Raw genomic sequence first — 17,236 nt, forward strand, 5'->3', positions numbered from 1 at the left:
GGGCATGGGCCGGCACCGCATCGAAAATGCGCTCTTTCGCACATTTTCCAAACATGCTCTCGACGCCTGATCCTTGCTGCATTGCTGATGACCCCGGCGGTTGCCGGGGCGTCGGTGCAGCCCGATGGCGCGCTGCACGCCTATGCGCGCGCGCGGCTGGCCGATGGCGACGGTGCGTTGGGGCTGGCGGTCGCCAGCTATCGCGCGGCATTGGTGCAGGACCCGGCGCGGGTGGAAATTGCCCGCCGATCCTATGTGCAGGGGCTGGAAAGCGGGGATCGGGCGTTGGCGCTGCAATCGGCGGCGTTGCTGGATCAGGTCGGCATGTTGCCGCGCGACGGCACATTGCTGATGATCGGTGAGGCGCTGACGCGCAAAGACTGGGCCGGCGCAGAAACGCTGGTCGGGCGGATGGTGGAGGAAGGCAATTTCGCCTTCATCGCGCCGATCGTCCGCAGCTGGATCGCCATCGGCGAAGGGCGCTATGCGCCGCCGGTGATCGACAGCAAGGATCGGTTCGCGTCGCTGGGCCTGCGCTACGCCGACGAGCATATCGCGTTTCAGGCGCTGGCGCGGCGCGATCTGGCGGCGGCGACGCCCGCCATCCGGCGTGCGCTGGCCGTTCGCAGCAGCGACGGCGCGGCATTGCGGCTGGCCTTTGCCGGGCAACTGGCGGCGCAGGGCGCGAAGGCCGAGGCGCTGATGCTGCTGCCGGTCGGCAGCGCGGGGTTCGCGTCGGCGCGGGTCGCGATCGGGAAAGGCAAGGGGCTGAAGGCGGCGGGCGCGGCGGTGACGCCGGCGCAGGGCTATGCCCGTTTGCTGTCGCGGCTGGCGGTGGATGTGGGATCGGACAAGGCGGGCGGCACGCTGGCGCTGCGGCTGGCGCGGATGGCCACCTTTGCCGATCCGGCCGGGGCGGAGCCGCACATATTGGCGGCGCGCCTGTTGACGCTTCAGGGCTATGCGCCCGGCGCGATTACGGAAGCGGGCAAGGTGCCGGCGCGAAGCTGGTACGCGCCGATTGCGCAGGCCGAACTGATCGATGCGCTGGCGGCGGCTGGGGACGAGCCGGCGGCGCTGATGCTGGCGCGGGCGCAGGCGGCGGAACTGGGTGCGGAGCCGGAGCGGCAGGTGCGGCTGGGCCGCTTGCTGGCCGAGGCCAAGGATTTTGCCGGGGCGGCGGCGGCGTTTCGCGCGGCGCAGGCGGCTTATGCGCCCGATCAGCTGCCCTGGACGCTGCTGCTGTTCGAAGGCAGCGCGCTGGAGCAAGCGAAACAGTGGGACGAGGCCCGCGCCGTGTTGCAGCGGGCGGCGGCGATGGCGCCCAATGAGCCGCTGATCCTCAATTATCTGGGCTATGCCCAGATCGAGCGGCGGGAAAATGTCGAGGCTGCGCTGGAGTTGCTCAAGAAAGCGAGCGCGCTCAAGCCGCAGGATGCGTCGATCACGGATTCTTTGGGCTGGGCGCAGTTCGTGACCGGCAATGTCGAGGCGGCGGTGCCGGTACTGGAGCGGGCGGCGGCCGGCGCGCCGACGGACATCACGATCAACGAGCATCTGGGCGACGCATTGTGGACCGCCGGACGGCGTTATGAGGCGCGCTATGCCTGGGCGGCGGCCTCCATCTATGCCGAGGGCGACGTGGCCGCGCGGCTGGCGGCGAAAAGCAAGGAAGGATTGAAGCCCGAATATGCCGCACCCTAATATGGAGGGCGTTGCCGATGCGATCGTGGAGATCGCCTATGCCAAGGTGAATGTCGCGCTGCATGTACGGTCGCGGCGGGACGATGGCTATCATGCGCTGGAAAGCTTGTTCGTCTTTGCTGGGGATGGCGATCGTCTGGAGGGACAGGCGACGCAGGATGGCGCGATCGACCTGATCATCGACGGGCCGTTCGGCGCCGGGCTGGGCGCAGGACCGGACAATCTGGTGATGCGGGCGGCGCGGGCGCTGCAATCCTATCTGGGCCAACAACGCGGCGCGGCGATCCGGCTGACCAAGAATTTGCCAGTGGCGTCGGGCATTGGCGGCGGATCGGCCGATGCGGCGGCGACGCTGCGGCTGCTGGCGCGGCTGTGGGACGTGCGGATCGAGGCGGAGGAACTGGCCGGGCTGGCGCTGGATCTGGGATCGGACGTGCCGGCCTGTGTGGCGAGCGTGACGCAACTGGTGACAGGGCGTGGCGAGCATCTGGCGCGCCACGCGGTCGAGGGGCTGGAGGGGCTGCCGATGCTGCTGGTCAATCCGGGCGTGGGCGTGTCCACGGCCAGCGTCTTTGCCGGATGGGATCGGCAGGATCGCGGGCCGCTGGACGCTGGCAGTCTCGACGCTCTGGTCAGGATTGGCCGCAACGATCTGGAAAATCCTGCCATTGCCGTCGCGCCGGTCATTGCCGATGTGTTGGCGGCACTGGAGCGGACGCAGGGCGTGGTGCTGGCGCGCATGTCGGGGTCTGGCGCGACCTGCTTCGCCCTGTTCGAGACGGACGATGCGCTGGCGCAGGCGGCCGATGCGATCCGCTGGACGCATCCCGCATGGTGGGTGATGGAAACGAGGATCAAGGGCGCATGAGCGAGGCTTTCACCCGGATCGACGGCGGCGATCTCAACCTGTTGATCATTGCCGATCATGCGTCGGCCCATGTGCCCGATGACATTGATCTGGGCATCGACCCGGCCTTGCTGAAAGAGCATGTCGCCATCGACATCGGCGTGGCGGAGGTGAGCGCATCATTGGCGGCGCAGCTTGGCTGTACGGCGATATTGGGCGGCGTGTCGCGTCTGGTGATCGACCTTAATCGCGAGGAGGATGCGCCGGGCCTGTTGCCGGTGATGAGCGACGGCCATGCCATCCCCGGCAATCGCGACGCCGATCTGGCCGACCGGATGCTGCGTTTTCACCACCCCTATCATCATCAGGTGGCGGCGCTGCTGGAGCGCATGGCGTCGCCCTTCATCCTGTCGGTGCATAGTTTCACGCCCCGGCTGGCGAGCGATCCGGAACAGCAGCGGCCATGGGACATCGGCATCCTCTATAATCAGGATGATCGCGCCGCGCGGATCGCCATTCCCTTGCTGGAGGCGGCGGGGCTGAAGGTGGGCGATCAGCTTCCCTATTCGGGGCAGTTGCTCAATGCGACGATGAACCGCCATGCCGAAGCTAATGGCATCCCCTATCTGGGGATCGAGATGCGGCAGGATCTGGTGGGCGATGCGGCCGGGCAGAAGCGTTTCGCCAATATCCTTGGTCCCATTGTGCTGGAATGTCGGAGCCGGCTGGCATGAAGCGGCTGGCGGCGATGCTGGCGCTGGCGGCGCTGGCCGGATGCGAAGATCAGGCGTCGAAGCCGGGCAATCAAGCGGCGGGTGCGCAGGCCTCGGTCGATGATGGCAAGGCGGATTGCATCACTGGCGAGGCGGAAGATTGGGCGCATGATTGCCTGATCGAGCGGCAGGGCGATTTGCTGACCATACGCCATCCCGACGGCGGTTTCCGGCGCTTTCGCGTGCTGGCCGACGGGCATGGTCTGGAGGCGGCGGACGGGGCCGAGCCGGCGAAGCTGAAGATCATAGGCGCGCAGCAGATCGAGGTCGCGGCCGGCGACGATCGCTATCGCCTGCCTGCGCAAATCGCCGGATCGCAATGACGCGCGGCGGGCCGATCCTGACGGCGGCGCAAATGCGCGCGGCCGAGCAGGCGGCCTTTGACGCGGGCGTCGACGCCTACGGCCTGATGGAGACGGCGGGCGCGGCGGCGGCGGAGATCATCTGGCGCGGGGGGCACAAGCGCGACACGCTGATCCTGTGCGGGCCGGGCAATAATGGTGGCGACGGTTTCGTCATCGCGCGGATCTTGCGCGATCGCGGCGTGCCGGTGCGGGTGGCGGCGCTGGGGGAAAGCCGCACGTCATCGGGCCTGCGCGCGCGGGCGGCATGGGGCGGGTCGGTCGAGGATATGATGACCGCAGCGCCCGCGACCCAGATTGTCGATGCGCTGTTCGGCACCGGCCTGACGCGCGGGCTGGATAGCGCGGTGGCCGGCCGGCTGGGGGCGTTCGTGGAGGCGGCGACATTCAGCCATGCCGTCGACCTGCCGAGCGGCGTGGAGACGGACAGCGGCGCGCTGCTGTCCGCCGCGCCGCATTTCGGGACGACGATCGCGCTGGGAGCATGGAAGCCCGCGCATCTGTTGCAGCCGGCATCGGGGCATTTGGGGCGGCTGGTGCTGGCCGATATTGGCATTGCTGTACCGAGCAGGGTGCGCCGATTGGCGCCGCCTATACTGGAGGCGCCGGGACCGGAGGCGCATAAATATAGGCGCGGACTGGTCGCGGTGGTCGGCGGTGCGATGCCGGGCGCGGCGGCTCTGGCGGCGAGTGCGGCCGCGCATAGCGGGGCAGGCATGGTGCGGTTGCATGCAGCGGCGGGACTGGTCGTCCCCCATGCGATCGTGCGGCAGGAAGGGCATGACCTTTCCGACCCGCGCATCCGGGCGTTGCTGATCGGGCCGGGGCTGGGGCGGGATGATGCAACTCGCCGCTTGCTGAATGCGGCGCTGGCGGCCGCGCATCCGCTGGTGCTGGACGCCGACGCGCTGGTGCTGCTGGCGGGCGCGGTGGATCGCATCCCGGCGGGGGCGATCCTGACGCCGCATGAGGGCGAGTTTCAGCGGCTGTTTGGTGACTTGCCGGGCAGCAAGATCGACCGGGCATTGGCGGCGGCGCGGCAATCTGGCGCGATGGTCGTCTATAAGGGGGCGGACAGCGTGATCGCCGCGCCGGATGGACGGGCGGCGGTGGCGGGCGGCGCTTCGCCATGGCTGTCCACCGCCGGGACGGGCGATGTGCTGGCGGGCCTTGCCGCCGGGCGGCTGGCGGTGACGGGCGATCCCTTCCGCGCGGCGTGCGAGGCGGTGTGGCTGCATGGGGAGGCGGCGCGACGGGCGGGAGCGGCTTTTGTCGCGGATGATTTGCTTCGCGCCCTGCCAGCGGCTATCGCCGCGCGATTGTGAGAGACAGCGACTTAGACAGCATCATCCGCGTTGCCGCCAAGGGCGACGGCGTCACGGCCGACGGCCGCCACTTCCCCCTGACCGCGCCGGGCGACTGGATCAGGCCCGACGGAAGTGTCGCATTCGGTGTCCACCACGCCGTTCCGCCATGCAGCCATTTTCCGGCCTGCGGCGGGTGCCAGCTCCAGCATCTGGACGAGGAAAGCTATGTCGATTTCGTGACGGCGCGCTTCACCGGCGCGCTGGCGGGGCAGGGCATCACGCCCGGCGCGGTGCTGCCGCCCCATATCTCCCCGCCGATGACGCGGCGGCGCGCATCGCTGCGCGCGGCGCGGGCGGGCCGGAAGATCACCATCGGCTTTGCGGAGGAAGGCAGCCACAAGCTGATCGACCTGCAAATGTGCGCGGTGCTCGATCCTCGATTGTTTGGCCTGGTCGCACCGCTGCGCGATCTTCTGGGCCTGATCCTGCCGGACAAGCGGGCGGCGCATGTGCGCATGTCGCTGATCGATCAGGGCGTCGACCTGATGCTGGAAGGGGTGAAGGTCAGCGGGCTGGCGGCCGATGAAGGGCTGGGCGACTTCGCGCGGGAGCACCGACTTGCACGGTTGACGATTGATGAAGGCGATGGCCCGCAGACCCGTTGGGAGCCGGAACCCGCGACGATCAGCTTTGGCGGCGCGGCGGTGGGTTTTCCGCCTTTCTCCTTCCTTCAGGCGACCCCGGATGGCGAGGCGGCGCTGGTCGGCGCAGTGCGCGACGCATTGCCCGAGACGGGGGCGATCGCGGATCTGTTCTGCGGGCTGGGCACCTTTGCGCTGGCGCTGGGCGAGAAGCGGCCGGTCTATGCAGCGGAGGGCGCGCGTGACGTGATCTTGTCGCTGAAGCTTGGCGCGGGCCGGGCGCAGCGGCGGCTGGCGGCGGATCATCGCGACCTGTTCCGGCGGCCATTGACCCCGGAGGAACTGAACCGCTTCGCCGCGATCGTGCTGGACCCGCCCCGCGCCGGGGCCAAGGAACAGGTGTTGCAGATCGCCGCGTCGGCGGTGCCGTTGGTCGCCTATGTTTCCTGCAATCCCGCCAGCTTTGCGCGCGATGCGGCGCATCTGGTGGCGACGGGCTATGTATTGGAAAGCGTGAAGCCCGTGGGGCAATTCCGCTGGACCACCCATGTCGAACTGGTGGGCATTTTCCGGCGATAAAGCGGGTTTGAGGTGCTGTGCTCAACCTCTTCCGTTCGCCCTGAGCCTGTCGAAGGGCTGTATTTCTCTTCACCGTCGCAAAGAAAGTACGGGGCTTCGACAGGCTCAGCCCGAACGGAATAGAGATTGTGCCAAAATAAAATCCCTCGCCGCCAAGGGGGAGCGGCGAGGGATAGCATTCTCTCCTGCGGGGCGATTAGCCCAGCTTGATGACAGTTGCGCGACGACGCGGCTGGACGATTTCGCCATAAAGGCTGGCCATCGGCTCGTCCGACACCTCGATCGTCGATTCCGACGTGAAGCCGTTGAAGCCGGTGCGCATCGCCGCGCCATAGGCGCCGAGCATGCCGATTTCGATATAGTCGCCGACCTTCACGTCATCAGGGAGCATGAAGGGGCCAACCATATGGTCCATATCGTCGCAGGTCGGGCCGTAGAAGGAGAAGGCAGTCATCTCCTCCTCGCTCTCTTCCTCACGCAGCAGGGCCACGGGGAAGCGCCAGCCGATATGCGCGGCGTCGAACAGCGCGCCATAGGCCCCGTCGTTGATATAGAGTTCGGTCCCGCGGCGACGTTCGACGCGCACGATGATCGAGCTATATTCCGCCGACAGCGCACGGCCCGGTTCGCACCAGAGTTCCGACGAATAGCTGACCGGCAGGCTTTCAAAGCCGCGATGGATCGCTTCGAAATAATTTTCGAGCGCGACCGGCTCCATGCCCGGATAGATGGACGGGAAGCCGCCGCCGACATCGATGATGTCGACCGTGACGGCCGCGTCTACGATCGCGGCGCGCACGCGCTCGATCGCATCGCTATAGGCCTGGGGGCTCATCGCCTGGCTGCCGACATGGAAGCAGATGCCCAGCGCATCGGCGGCCTGACGGGTGGCCATCAGCAATTCGCGGGTTTCGCCCAGTTCCGCGCCGAATTTCGACGCGAGGCTGAGTTCCGAATGTTCGGACGAAACGCGCAGGCGCACGCACAGCTCCAGATCGGTCGCATTGCCGGTGGCGCGCATGATCTTTTCCAGTTCCTCGATCGTGTCGAGCGAGAAGGTGCGCACGCCATAGTCATGATAAGCCAGCGCGATCGCTTCCTCGGCCTTAACCGGGTGCATGAAGCAGAGCTTGACCTGATCTTCACCAGCGAGCGTTTCAGCGACCAGACGCACTTCCGCGATCGAGGCCACGTCGAAATGCGTGATGCCCGATGCGTACAGCGTGCGGATCAGATCAGGAGACGGATTTGCCTTTACCGCATAGAGCGAGCGGCCCGGAAACTTCTCCGTAAAGAAGCGGGCGGCCCGAGCGGCGGCTTCGGGACGAATCAGCGTTACCGGTGCTGCCGGTGTGAGGGCGGTCGCTACCCCCAGCGCGCTATGATGCTTGTGCAACTCAAGGGACCTCCAGTGTAGTTCAGGGCGAAAAAGCTGCCTTGCGGTGGAAGTCCCATGGGGCAGCGGACGGTCGATATATGCGGAGGGGTCCCCCCTGTAAAGCGCGCATCGCAAATTTGTTGCGCACCCTGCCATGAACCGTGCGGGAGGTTGGATGGGGTGTTGAAAAGAAACGATATTTCAGCCGGACGGAAGATGCTTTCCGCCCTGTTAATGCGCCTTGTCAGGCGGTCAGGCGACCAGAGTCAGGACAGGCGAGTCTTGAAATCGTCATAGGAAAAGGATCGGATTTCCATGAGTTTATCGGATCGCGAATCCCACAGCCAGATGGCGGGCAGGGGCACGCCGTTGAATGTGTTGGTCTTCACCATCGAATAATGGGCCTGATCGAGGAAGGCGATACGCGCGCCCGGTTCAGCCCCACCGGGGATGCGATAGTCGCCGATAATGTCGCCCGCGAGGCAGGAGGGGCCGCCTAGGCGCGTGACCGGGCCGCCCTCCGGCTCATGCAGCATGGCCGGGCGATAGGGGGCTTCGATCACATCGGGCATGTGGCAGGTGGCGCTGATGTCGGTGATGGCGACGGGCATGCCATTGTCGATGACGTCGAGAATTTCGCCGATCAGGATGCCGGCGTCGAGCGCCATCGCCTCGCCCGGCTCGATATAGAGTTCCAGGCCGGTCTGCGCCTTGATCCGCTGGAGGAAGGCGACGAGGTCGTCAATCTGGTAATCGGCGCGGGTGACATGGTGGCCGCCGCCGAAATTCAGCCATTTGAGGCCCGCGACATGGGGCATGACGAAGGGTTCGATCGCCGCCCAGGTGCGTTCGAGCGGCGGAAGATCCTGTTCGCAGAGGTTATGGACGTGCAGGCCGTCGACGCCTTCCAGATGTTCGGGGCGAAGCTGGTTCACCGGGAAGCCGAGGCGGCTGTGCGGCTGTGACGGATCATATTTGGGCACCTCGCCCTCCGGGTGGAGGGGATTGAGGCGCAGGCCGATGTCGAACACGCGGCCTTCTGCACGGGCGGCGTCGATCACCGGCTTCATCCGGGCGATCTGGCCGGGACTGTTGAAGATCACATGATCGGAAATCTTGAGGATTTCGGCCAGATCGGCAGGCTTGTAGGCGGCGCAATAGGTCGCGACCTCGCCCTGATATTCCTCGCGGCCAAGGCGCGCCTCATAAATGCCCGAAGCGCAGACGCCGTCCAGATATTCGCCCAGCACGGGGCCGAGCGACCACATGGAGAAGGCCTTGAGCGCGCCCAGCACCTTGATGCCGGCGCGATCGCCAATGTCGCGCAGGACAGCAAGGTTCCGCCGCACCGCGGCCTCATCCACCACGAAGGCGGGCGAGGGGACGCGGTACAGATCGAAATGAGCGAAAGCGGCGGGATCGCCGGCGCGGGTTTCCATAACAATATACTCCGTGCTCCTGCGAAAGCAGGAGCCTAGGGCGCCAAATACGGCGCCCGGAACCCTGGGCTCCTGCTTTCGCAGGAGCACCTTGATTTTAGAACGCCAGCGGTGCGTCCAGTTCCTTCACCTGCCAGGGCAGGCCGTGCTTGTTGAGCATGTCCATGAAGGGATCGGGATCGAACTGTTCGATGTTGAACACGCCTTCACCCTTCCACGCGCCGGTCAGCATCATCGCAGCGCCGATCATCGCCGGGACGCCGGTGGTGTAGCTGACCGCCTGATTACCGGTTTCGGCATAGGCTTCTTCATGGTCGCAGACCTGATAGACATAGACGGTCTTTTCCTGACCATCCTTCTGGCCGGTGGCGATGTCGCCGATATTGGTCTTGCCCTTGGTGGTGGAACCCAGGCTCGACGGTTCGGGCAGAACGGCCTTGAGGAACTGGAGCGGGATGATTTCCTGGCCATTGTAGATGACCGGATCAATCCGGGTCATGCCGACATTCTGGAGCACTTCAAGATGCTTGAGGTAAGCGTCGCCGAAGGTCATCCAGAAGCGGATGCGCTTGATTTCGGGATAGAATTTCGCGAGCGATTCCAGTTCCTCATGATACATGAGGTACATATTCTTGGGACCGACCTGATCGAAGTCGAAGCTCTGCTTATGGCTCAATGCCGGGCCTTCGACCCATTCGCCATCGGCCCAGTGACGCGACGGGGCGGTCACTTCGCGGATGTTGATTTCCGGGTTGAAGTTGGTGGCGAAATGCTGGCCATGGTCGCCGCCATTGCAATCGAGGATGTCGAGCGTGTCGATGGTGTCGAGCAGATGCTTCTTGATGTAGGAGGCGAAAACGCTGGTCACGCCGGGGTCGAAGCCGGAGCCCAGCAGCGCCATGATGCCAGCTTCCTTGAAGCGTTCCTGATAGGCCCACTGCCAGCTATATTCGAACTTCGCGGTGTCGCGCGGTTCGTAATTGGCGGTGTCGAGATAGTCGGTCTTGGTCGCCAGGCACGCGTCCATGATCGCCAGATCCTGATAGGGAAGCGCCAGGTTCACGACCAGCTTGGGCTGCACCTTCTGGATGAGGGCGACGGTTTCCTCGACATTGTCGGCGTCGACCTGGGCTACGTCGATGGTCACGCCGGTCAGCGCCTTCACCGATTCGGCGACCTTTTCACAGCTCACGATCCGACGGCTGGCCAGCGTGATATGGCTGAAAATATCGGGATTCATCGCCATCTTGTGGACCGCGACGGAACCGACGCCGCCTGCGCCGATGACCAGAACCTTGCTCAATTCAACTGCTCCATATCTATGGTCGCGCCAGACGCGCGAAAGCGCCCATATAGGGACGTCTCGTGACAGCGCAAAGTCAGAGTTAGAAGCTCGCCCCATCCACCTTCTGGATGGTTAGCGCATCGATATCGATCGAGGGCACGCAGCGCAGGTTGATCGCGCGCATCTCGCCCTGCGGCGATTTGCCGAGTGCGAAAGGCTCCGTGCCGCAGCTCTTGCAGAATTGATGCGTGATATTGTGCTTGTAGAAGAGATAGTCGGTGAGGTGAGCGGCGCCGCTTTCCAGCGTGAACTGGTCGACGGGGACGAAGGTCAGGACGAAGCCCTTGCGGCTGCAATGGGAGCAGTTGCAGGTCATGCCTTCGCTCGGCGCGTCGGCGGCGACGCTGAATGTCACCGCGCCGCAGTGGCAGCTTCCTTCATAGGCCATGTTCGTTCTCCTTTTGATCCTTATGGGTCAACTCACCAGCCGCTTCAATCCCTCGACCGTATCGGCCTCTGCCGCTGGCTTGTCCTTGCGGAGGCGGGCGATGCGGGGGAAGCGCATGGCGAGGCCGGACTTGTGGCGCTTGCTGTCGTGGATGCTATCGAACGCGACCTCCAGCACCAGCGTCTTTTCGACCTCCCGCACCGGGCCGAAGCGGGCGACCGTATTCTGGCGGACGAAGCGGTCGAGCCATTTCAGTTCCTCGTCGGTGAAGCCGCTATAGGCCTTCCCCACGGGCAGCAATTCGCCGTCTTCGGTCCAGCAGCCGAACGTATAATCCGAATAGAAGGAGGAGCGTTTGCCATGACCGCGCTGGGCATACATCATCACGCAGTCGGCGGTCAGTGGATCGCGTCTCCATTTATACCAGAGCGCCGCCTTGCGCCCGGCGACATAGGGGCTGTCGCGGCGCTTGAGCATCACCCCCTCGATCGCGGCGTCGCGGGCGCCGGCTCGGATGTCGGCGAGCGCCTCGAAATCGGGCGCGTCTATCAGCGCCGACAGGTCGAAACGGTCGGAGGATAGATGCGGCATATAGGCTTCGAGCCGGGCGCGGCGCTGTTCCCAGGGGAGGGCACGCAGGTCATCCTCCCCCTCGATCAGCAGGTCGTAGAGGCGGACGAAGGCGGGATAATCGGCCATCATCTTCGCGCTGACGGCCTTGCGGCCGAGCCGTTGTTGCAGGGCGTTGAAGCTGGCTGCCTCTCCCCCTTGCGCATCGCCCCTCACCAGCAATTCGCCGTCCAGCACGGCATGGCCGGTGAAGGCCTGCGCGATTTCGGGGAAGCTGCCGCTGATGTCATCGCCCGCGCGGCTGTAGAGGCGGGTTTCCTTGCCTGTGCCGACGATCTGGATACGGATGCCGTCCCATTTCCATTCGGCGGCATAATCGGTGAGGTCGACGCTATCCGCCTCCAGTGGATGGGCGAGCATGAAGGGGCGGAAATAGGGCGTGCCTTCCGGGTCGGGGCGGGCGCTGCGGCCTTCGGCCCAGTCGAACAGGGCGGCATAAGGCGGGGCGAGCGCGTGCCAGACTTGTTCTACATCATCGACGTCGAGGCCGAAGGCCTGCGCGAAGCCGGTCTTGGCGAGGCGGGCGGAGATGCCGACGCGCAGGCCGCCGGTGGCGAGCTTCAGCAGGGCGAAGCGGCCCGATGCGTCGAGATGATCCATCATCCGTGCCAGCGCATCGGGTGCGGCGGCGCGGCTGACAGTGTGAAGCCGGTCGATGACGGCAGAGAGGCTGAGCGAACCATCGTCCAGTTCGGCGGGCTGCTCTTCGCGTTTTGGCCAGAGCAGGGCGACGGTTTCGGCCAGATCGCCGACATAATCGCGGCTCATTTCATAGAGGACGGGATCGATCCGGGCGCGGATCATCTCGCCGATGGCGGAGGCTTTCACGGCCTTGAGGTCCAGATTGCCGGTGAGCGCGGCGAGCGCCCAGCCCCGGTCGGGATCGGGCGCATCGCGCATATAGGCGGCGATCAGCGCCAGCTTGCCGTTGCGCGATCGGGTGTAGACTAGGCTGTCGAGCAGTTGGGAGAATTGCCTCATGATCCGCCCCCACCGTGCTCCTGCGAAGGCAGGAGCCCAGGGCGGCAAGCGCTGCGTCCAGAACCCAGGGCTCCTGCCTTCGCAGGAGCACGGCGTGGGTGAGCGATAAGGTGCGTCACCCCTCATCCTCCTCTTCGCGACCGACCAGCGCCAGCGCGCGGGCGCGGATTTGATGGGTCATGCACCAGTGGAGCAGCGCCTCTTCGCGCCCATGGGTGATCCATGTTTCGGTGGGCGCAACTTCCCGGATGGTGTCGGTCAGTTCGTCCCAGTCGGCATGGTCGGAAATGACCAGCGGCAGTTCGACATTCTTTTGCCGCGCGCGCTGCCGCACCCGCATCCAGCCGGACGCCATGGCGGTGATCGGATCGGGCAGCCGGCGGCTCCAGCGATCATTGAGGGCGGAGGGCGGCGAGACGACGATGTGGCCCCGCATCTCCTTTGCCGCGACCCCGGTCGCCGGGCGCAATTCGCCCATGTCGACGCCGAAATCCTGATAGAGCGCACACATGCGCTCCAGCGCGCCATGAATATAGATCGGCGCCTGATGCCCCCGCGCGCGCAGTTCGCAAATCACCCGCTGCGCCTTGCCCAGCGCATAGGCACCCACCAGGATGCAGCGATCGGGATTGGCGTGCAGCGCGGTCAGCAGCCGGTCCATTTCACTGCCGGTGTCGGGGTGGCGGAACACCGGAAGCCCGAACGTCGCCTCCGTCACGAAAATGTCGCAGGGGACTGGCTGAAACGGCTCGCAGGTCGGATCGGGCCGGCGCTTGTAATCGCCGGTCACGACGACGCGTTCCCCGGCATGCTCCAGCACGATCTGCGCCGATCCCAGCACATGGCCGGCGGGGACATAGCGGATCGTCACCCCGCTCCGCCTGATCTCCTCGCCAAAGCCGACCGCCGTGCCGCTGGCCGTGCCATAGCGCAGCCCCATGATCGCCAGCGTCTCCCGCGTCGCCCAGACATGGCCATGGCCGCCGCGTGCATGATCGGCATGGCCATGCGTCACCAGCGCGCGCTCCTGCGGCAGCGACGGGTCGATCCACGCATCGGCGGGGCGGACATAGATGCCGGTGGGGTGCGGTTCGATCCAATGGGCCATTGCATGCAGAAGATGGGAGAGGGCGTCATGGTTCCGCAAGGGGAGTCATCGCCCCGTCATCGCCCGGTCATGCAGGCGACACGCCATTGCCCTATCGGCGCGCCAACGACCCGGCAGCGAGGAGTGCGCCCATGACCGCAGCAGCCCACACGAAAATCACCAATGCGGTGCATCGTCATCGCCATCTGTCGAAACAGGGCCTGCTGGAGCGCGCCTTTACTTTCGCGTTCCGGGGGCTGGTCTATGCCCAGATATGGGAAGATCCGGCCGTGGATATGGAGGCGCTGGCGATCACGCCCGACTGCCATGTGGTGACGATCGCGTCGGGTGGCTGCAATGTCCTGTCCTATCTGACCGCCGATCCGGCGAAGATCACCGCGGTTGACCTTAACACCGCCCATATCGCGCTCAACAAGCTGAAGCGGACGGCGGCGCAGACTTTGCCCGACCATGCGGCTTTCCACCGCTTCTTCGCCCACGCCGATGACAAGGCGAACATCGCCGCCTATCGCAGCCATGTCGCCCCGCATCTGGACGAGGCGACGCGGCGCTACTGGGAGGGGCGCGACATGATCGGTCGCCGTCGCATTGGCGGGTTTGCGCGGGGCATCTATAAACATGGCCTGCTGGGTCGCTTCATCGGCGCGGCGCATCTGCTGGCGCGGCTGCATGGCATCAACCCCAAGCGGATGCTGGATGCGCGGAGCCGCGCGGAGCAGCGCGAGATTTTCGAGCGGGAACTGGCGCCGATCTTCGACAAGGGTTTCGTGCGCTGGCTGACCAGCCAGCCGGCCTCGCTCTTTGGCCTGGGCATCCCGCCTGCCCAGTTCGAGGCGCTGGCGGGGGACGACCGCATGGACAATGTGCTGAAGGCGCGGCTGGAGAAACTGGCCTGCGACTTTGACCTGAAGGACAATTATTTCGCGGTGCAGGCGTTCGGGCGCGGTTACGCTGGTGGCGAGGGGCCGCTGCCGCCCTATCTCCAAGCGGCGAACCATGACGCCGTGCGCGCGCGGGCCGAGCGGGTCGATGTGCGGCACATCAATTTCACCGATTTCCTCGCCAGTCAGAAGATGGCGTCGTGCGACCGCTATATCCTGCTCGATGCGCAGGACTGGATGGACGATGAACAGTTGAACGCGCTCTGGGCGCAGATCACGCGGACGGCGAAGCCCGGCGCGCGGGTGCTGTTCCGCACCGCCGGGGAACCGAGCATCCTGCCGGGCCGGGTCGCGGATAACGTGCTGAACCGTTGGGATTATCAGGCGGAGGCGTCGCTGGATTACACTGCGCGCGATCGCTCAGCCATTTATGGCGGCGTCCATCTCTATGTACTGAAGCCCGCCCAATGAGCCGCCACGGGCAATTGATGGATGGCGTCTATCGCTATCAGCGCCATATCTATGACCTGACCCGCAAATATTATCTGTTGGGGCGCGACGGGCTGATCGCCGATCTCGATCCGCCCAGCGGGGGCGCGGTGCTGGAAATCGGGTGCGGCACCGGGCGCAACCTGATCGCGGTGGGCAAGGCCTGGCCGCGCGCGCGCCTCTATGGCGTCGACATCAGCGAGGCGATGCTGGAGACGGCGCATGTTTCGGTGGCGAAGGCAGGCATGGGCGACCGTGTGAGGCTCGCGCAGGGCGACGCCTGCGGTTTTGACGCAGTGACGCTGTTCGGCCGGGAAAAGTTCGAGCGGGTGTTCATCAGCTATGCGCTGTCGATGATCCCGGAATGGGAAATGGCGCTGGCGCAGGCCGCTCGCTGCGTGGCGCCGGGCGGCCGGCTGGAGATTGTCGACTTCGGTCAGCAGGAGGCTCTGCCAAAGGTCTGGAAGCGGGCGCTGTTCGGCTGGCTGGGCCAGTTCCATGTGTCGCCCCGGCGTGATCTTGCGACGGCGATCGAGCAATTGGCGCAGGATATGGGCGGCTTCGCGCATAGCCGCACGCTCTATCGCGGCTATGCGGTGCGGGGTGGATTGATCCGGGTTTGAAGGTTTGGCCGGAAGAGAGAGGCGGAAATGCGTCCGCCTCTGACAGCAGCCGGTTGATGCCCCAGCCATATAATTCCGCCAGAAACCCACATCCGTTCGTCCTGAGCTTGTCGAAGGACGCGCACACGCCATAAGATATGGCATGGCCTTCCATGCTTATCTTCTCCGGTGTAGCGATGGGTCCTATTACGCGGGGCATGCAGAGGATTTGGAAAGCCGTATCGCCCAGCATCAGCAAGGATTGATCGGCGGATATACGACCTTCCGCCGTCCTGTGATCCTCGTTTGGACAGAAAGCTTTGGCACACGGGATGAGGGGCTCACTGTTGAACGGCAGATCAAGGGATGGAGCCGCGCCAAGAAGCGGGCCCTGATCGATGGCGATTGGGAGAGGCTGAAACTACTGGCGCGCAATCGGCAGGATCAATGAGGGCGGATTAGCGCGCGTCCTTCGACAGGCTCAGGACGAACGGAGGTAGGGGAAAAGCGTGCGCGAGAGAGAGGCCGTTCTTTTCTCTCCCCGCTGCTTTACGCCGCCTGCCGTTCCGTCTTTTCCAGCTCCAGCCGGCCCCAGATTTCCACCAGCGCCGACACCAAATCGCGCATCATCTCTTCTGTATGCGCCGGGCCGGGGGTGAAGCGCAGGCGCTCCGTGCCGCGCGGAACGGTGGGATAGTTGATCGGCTGCACATAGGCGCCATATTCGGCCAGCAATATGTCGCTGATCCGCTTGGCCTTGACCGGATCGCCCACCATCAGCGGCACGATATGCGTGACCGACGGCATGACCGGCAGGCCGGATTCCGCCATCAGGCGCTTGAGCAAGGCGGCGGACGCCTGCTGGCCTTCCCGCTCCGCGCTGGAGCCTTTGAGGTGGCGCACGCTCGCCAGAACGCCGGCGACCAGCACGGGCGAGAGCGAGGTGGTGAAGATGAAGCCGGGCGCATAGCTGCGGATCACGTCGATGATCATCTGGTCGGCCGCGATATAGCCGCCCATGACGCCGAACGCCTTGCCCAGCGTGCCTTCGATGATGGTCAGGCGGCCGGCCACATCGTCGCGTTCGGAAATGCCGCCGCCGCGCGCGCCATACATGCCCACGGCATGGACTTCGTCCAGATAGGTAAGGGCGTTAAATTCGTCGGCCAGATCGCAGATGGCCGCGATCGGGGCGATGTCGCCATCCATCGAATAGACGCTTTCGAACGCGATCAGCTTGGGCGCGTCGGGATCTTCGGCGGCCAGCAGTTCGCGCAGATGATCGACGTCATTATGGCGGAAGACGCGCTTTTCGCAGCCCGAATTGCGGATGCCCGCAATCATCGATGCATGGTTCAGTTCGTCCGAGAAGATGATGCAGCCCGGCAGCAGCTTGGCGAGGGTGGAGAGCGTCGCTTCGTTCGAGACATAGCCCGAGGTGAAGAGCAGGGCGCCTTCCTTGCCGTGCAGGTCGGCCAGTTCGCTTTCCAGATCGACATGATAATGGGTGTTGCCGCCGATATTGCGGGTGCCGCCGGAGCCGGCGCCGACATCATGGAGTGCTTCCTCCATGGCGGCGACCACCTTGGGATGCTGGCCCATGGCGAGATAGTCGTTGGAGCACCACACGGTGATCGGCTTGGGACCATTATGGCCGTGGAAGCAACGCGCGTTGGGGAAGGCGCCCTTGTTGCGCAGGATGTCGATGAACACGCGATAACGGCCTTCGCTATGAAGCCGGTCGATCGCCTGCGAAAAGATGTGCTTGTAATTCACTACGCC

General features: G+C 65.1%; 16 protein-coding genes. 9 read left to right on the plus strand and 7 right to left on the minus strand.

The window, feature by feature from the left end; all coding sequences use genetic code 11:
• Positions 1 to 87 precede the first annotated feature (87 nt).
• Genes ACFOKF_RS08475 through ACFOKF_RS08500 form a run of 6 tightly spaced genes read left to right on the plus strand, consistent with a single transcriptional unit; the run spans position 88 to position 6,213 of the window.
• A complete protein-coding gene (locus ACFOKF_RS08475; protein WP_380794960.1) occupies positions 88 to 1,704 on the plus strand; it encodes a tetratricopeptide repeat protein in 1,617 nt (538 codons plus the stop codon).
• Positions 1,691 to 2,572, plus strand: a complete 882-nt coding sequence (locus tag ACFOKF_RS08480) for a 4-(cytidine 5'-diphospho)-2-C-methyl-D-erythritol kinase (RefSeq protein ID WP_380794962.1) — start codon at positions 1,691 to 1,693, stop codon at positions 2,570 to 2,572. Before ACFOKF_RS08475 ends, ACFOKF_RS08480 begins: the two co-directional genes overlap by 14 nt.
• Positions 2,569 to 3,285, plus strand: a complete 717-nt coding sequence (locus ACFOKF_RS08485) for an N-formylglutamate amidohydrolase (RefSeq protein WP_380794965.1) — start codon at positions 2,569 to 2,571, stop codon at positions 3,283 to 3,285. Before ACFOKF_RS08480 ends, ACFOKF_RS08485 begins: the two co-directional genes overlap by 4 nt.
• On the plus strand, positions 3,282 to 3,647 hold the full coding sequence (locus ACFOKF_RS08490; RefSeq protein ID WP_380794967.1) for a hypothetical protein: 366 nt from the start codon (positions 3,282 to 3,284) through the stop codon (positions 3,645 to 3,647). The genes ACFOKF_RS08485 and ACFOKF_RS08490 overlap by 4 nt, the downstream gene beginning before the upstream one ends.
• Positions 3,644 to 5,011 (plus strand): NAD(P)H-hydrate dehydratase, encoded by a 1,368-nt coding sequence (locus tag ACFOKF_RS08495; protein WP_380794970.1) that lies wholly within the window; start codon positions 3,644 to 3,646, stop codon positions 5,009 to 5,011. The genes ACFOKF_RS08490 and ACFOKF_RS08495 overlap by 4 nt, the downstream gene beginning before the upstream one ends.
• Complete coding sequence (locus ACFOKF_RS08500) at positions 5,008 to 6,213, plus strand: class I SAM-dependent RNA methyltransferase (protein ID WP_380794972.1); 1,206 nt, start codon at positions 5,008 to 5,010, stop codon at positions 6,211 to 6,213. The genes ACFOKF_RS08495 and ACFOKF_RS08500 overlap by 4 nt, the downstream gene beginning before the upstream one ends.
• A gap of 196 nt (positions 6,214 to 6,409) precedes the next feature.
• Here ACFOKF_RS08500 and ACFOKF_RS08505 read toward each other — a convergent pair whose 3' ends face one another.
• From ACFOKF_RS08505 to ACFOKF_RS08530, 6 genes are all read right to left on the minus strand, one after another.
• Positions 6,410 to 7,609: a type III PLP-dependent enzyme gene (locus ACFOKF_RS08505; RefSeq protein WP_298396685.1), complete on the minus strand. Its 1,200-nt coding sequence runs from the start codon at positions 7,607 to 7,609 to the stop codon at positions 6,410 to 6,412.
• 248 nt (positions 7,610 to 7,857) lie between these two features.
• Positions 7,858 to 9,030: a carboxynorspermidine decarboxylase gene (locus tag ACFOKF_RS08510; RefSeq protein ID WP_380794977.1), complete on the minus strand. Its 1,173-nt coding sequence runs from the start codon at positions 9,028 to 9,030 to the stop codon at positions 7,858 to 7,860.
• Positions 9,031 to 9,127: 97 nt separating this feature from the next.
• A complete protein-coding gene (locus ACFOKF_RS08515; protein WP_380794980.1) occupies positions 9,128 to 10,333 on the minus strand; it encodes a saccharopine dehydrogenase family protein in 1,206 nt (401 codons plus the stop codon).
• 82 nt (positions 10,334 to 10,415) lie between these two features.
• Positions 10,416 to 10,763, minus strand: a complete 348-nt coding sequence (locus ACFOKF_RS08520) for a GFA family protein (RefSeq protein ID WP_380794982.1) — start codon at positions 10,761 to 10,763, stop codon at positions 10,416 to 10,418.
• Positions 10,764 to 10,790: 27 nt separating this feature from the next.
• Positions 10,791 to 12,374, minus strand: a complete 1,584-nt coding sequence (locus ACFOKF_RS08525) for a cisplatin damage response ATP-dependent DNA ligase (protein ID WP_380794984.1) — start codon at positions 12,372 to 12,374, stop codon at positions 10,791 to 10,793.
• Between the two features lie 115 nt (positions 12,375 to 12,489).
• Positions 12,490 to 13,482: a ligase-associated DNA damage response exonuclease gene (locus tag ACFOKF_RS08530; RefSeq protein WP_380794987.1), complete on the minus strand. Its 993-nt coding sequence runs from the start codon at positions 13,480 to 13,482 to the stop codon at positions 12,490 to 12,492.
• Between the two features lie 131 nt (positions 13,483 to 13,613).
• On the opposite strand from ACFOKF_RS08530, the gene ACFOKF_RS08535 reads away from it, so the two are divergent.
• The 3 genes from ACFOKF_RS08535 to ACFOKF_RS08545 all read left to right on the plus strand — a co-directional run bounded on the left by ACFOKF_RS08535 (position 13,614) and on the right by ACFOKF_RS08545 (position 15,905).
• Positions 13,614 to 14,834 carry a DUF3419 family protein gene (locus ACFOKF_RS08535; protein ID WP_380794990.1) on the plus strand — a complete coding sequence of 407 codons (1,221 nt, stop codon included), beginning with the start codon at positions 13,614 to 13,616 and terminating at the stop codon, positions 14,832 to 14,834.
• Positions 14,831 to 15,475 carry a class I SAM-dependent methyltransferase gene (locus ACFOKF_RS08540; RefSeq protein WP_380794992.1) on the plus strand — a complete coding sequence of 215 codons (645 nt, stop codon included), beginning with the start codon at positions 14,831 to 14,833 and terminating at the stop codon, positions 15,473 to 15,475. Before ACFOKF_RS08535 ends, ACFOKF_RS08540 begins: the two co-directional genes overlap by 4 nt.
• A 142-nt stretch (positions 15,476 to 15,617) precedes the next feature.
• Entirely contained in the window at positions 15,618 to 15,905 is a 288-nt protein-coding gene (locus ACFOKF_RS08545; RefSeq protein WP_380794995.1) for a GIY-YIG nuclease family protein, read from the plus strand.
• 98 nt (positions 15,906 to 16,003) lie between these two features.
• Here ACFOKF_RS08545 and hemA read toward each other — a convergent pair whose 3' ends face one another.
• Positions 16,004 to 17,230 (minus strand): 5-aminolevulinate synthase, encoded by a 1,227-nt coding sequence (hemA, locus tag ACFOKF_RS08550; protein WP_380794998.1) that lies wholly within the window; start codon positions 17,228 to 17,230, stop codon positions 16,004 to 16,006.
• Positions 17,231 to 17,236: the final 6 nt, after the last annotated feature.

It is taken from the genome of Sphingobium rhizovicinum (assembly GCF_042647625.1).
In the GTDB taxonomy this organism is placed as follows: Bacteria; Pseudomonadota; Alphaproteobacteria; order Sphingomonadales; family Sphingomonadaceae; genus Sphingobium; species Sphingobium rhizovicinum.

Excerpts from the sequence above, each read along its gene's own strand:
- ACFOKF_RS08525 (WP_380794984.1), bottom strand. The coding sequence starts at position 12,374 with ATGAGGCAATTCTCCCAACTGCTCGACAGCCTAGTCTACACCCGATCG.
- ACFOKF_RS08485 (WP_380794965.1), top strand. The coding sequence starts at position 2,569 with ATGAGCGAGGCTTTCACCCGGATCGACGGCGGCGATCTCAACCTGTTG.
- ACFOKF_RS08530 (WP_380794987.1), bottom strand. The coding sequence starts at position 13,482 with ATGGCCCATTGGATCGAACCGCACCCCACCGGCATCTATGTCCGCCCC.
- ACFOKF_RS08490 (WP_380794967.1), top strand. The coding sequence starts at position 3,282 with ATGAAGCGGCTGGCGGCGATGCTGGCGCTGGCGGCGCTGGCCGGATGC.
- ACFOKF_RS08475 (WP_380794960.1), top strand. The coding sequence starts at position 88 with ATGACCCCGGCGGTTGCCGGGGCGTCGGTGCAGCCCGATGGCGCGCTG.
- ACFOKF_RS08540 (WP_380794992.1), top strand. The coding sequence starts at position 14,831 with ATGAGCCGCCACGGGCAATTGATGGATGGCGTCTATCGCTATCAGCGC.
- ACFOKF_RS08535 (WP_380794990.1), top strand. The coding sequence starts at position 13,614 with ATGACCGCAGCAGCCCACACGAAAATCACCAATGCGGTGCATCGTCAT.
- ACFOKF_RS08480 (WP_380794962.1), top strand. The coding sequence starts at position 1,691 with ATGCCGCACCCTAATATGGAGGGCGTTGCCGATGCGATCGTGGAGATC.
- ACFOKF_RS08510 (WP_380794977.1), bottom strand. The coding sequence starts at position 9,030 with ATGGAAACCCGCGCCGGCGATCCCGCCGCTTTCGCTCATTTCGATCTG.
- ACFOKF_RS08545 (WP_380794995.1), top strand. The coding sequence starts at position 15,618 with ATGGCCTTCCATGCTTATCTTCTCCGGTGTAGCGATGGGTCCTATTAC.
- ACFOKF_RS08495 (WP_380794970.1), top strand. The coding sequence starts at position 3,644 with ATGACGCGCGGCGGGCCGATCCTGACGGCGGCGCAAATGCGCGCGGCC.
- ACFOKF_RS08520 (WP_380794982.1), bottom strand. The coding sequence starts at position 10,763 with ATGGCCTATGAAGGAAGCTGCCACTGCGGCGCGGTGACATTCAGCGTC.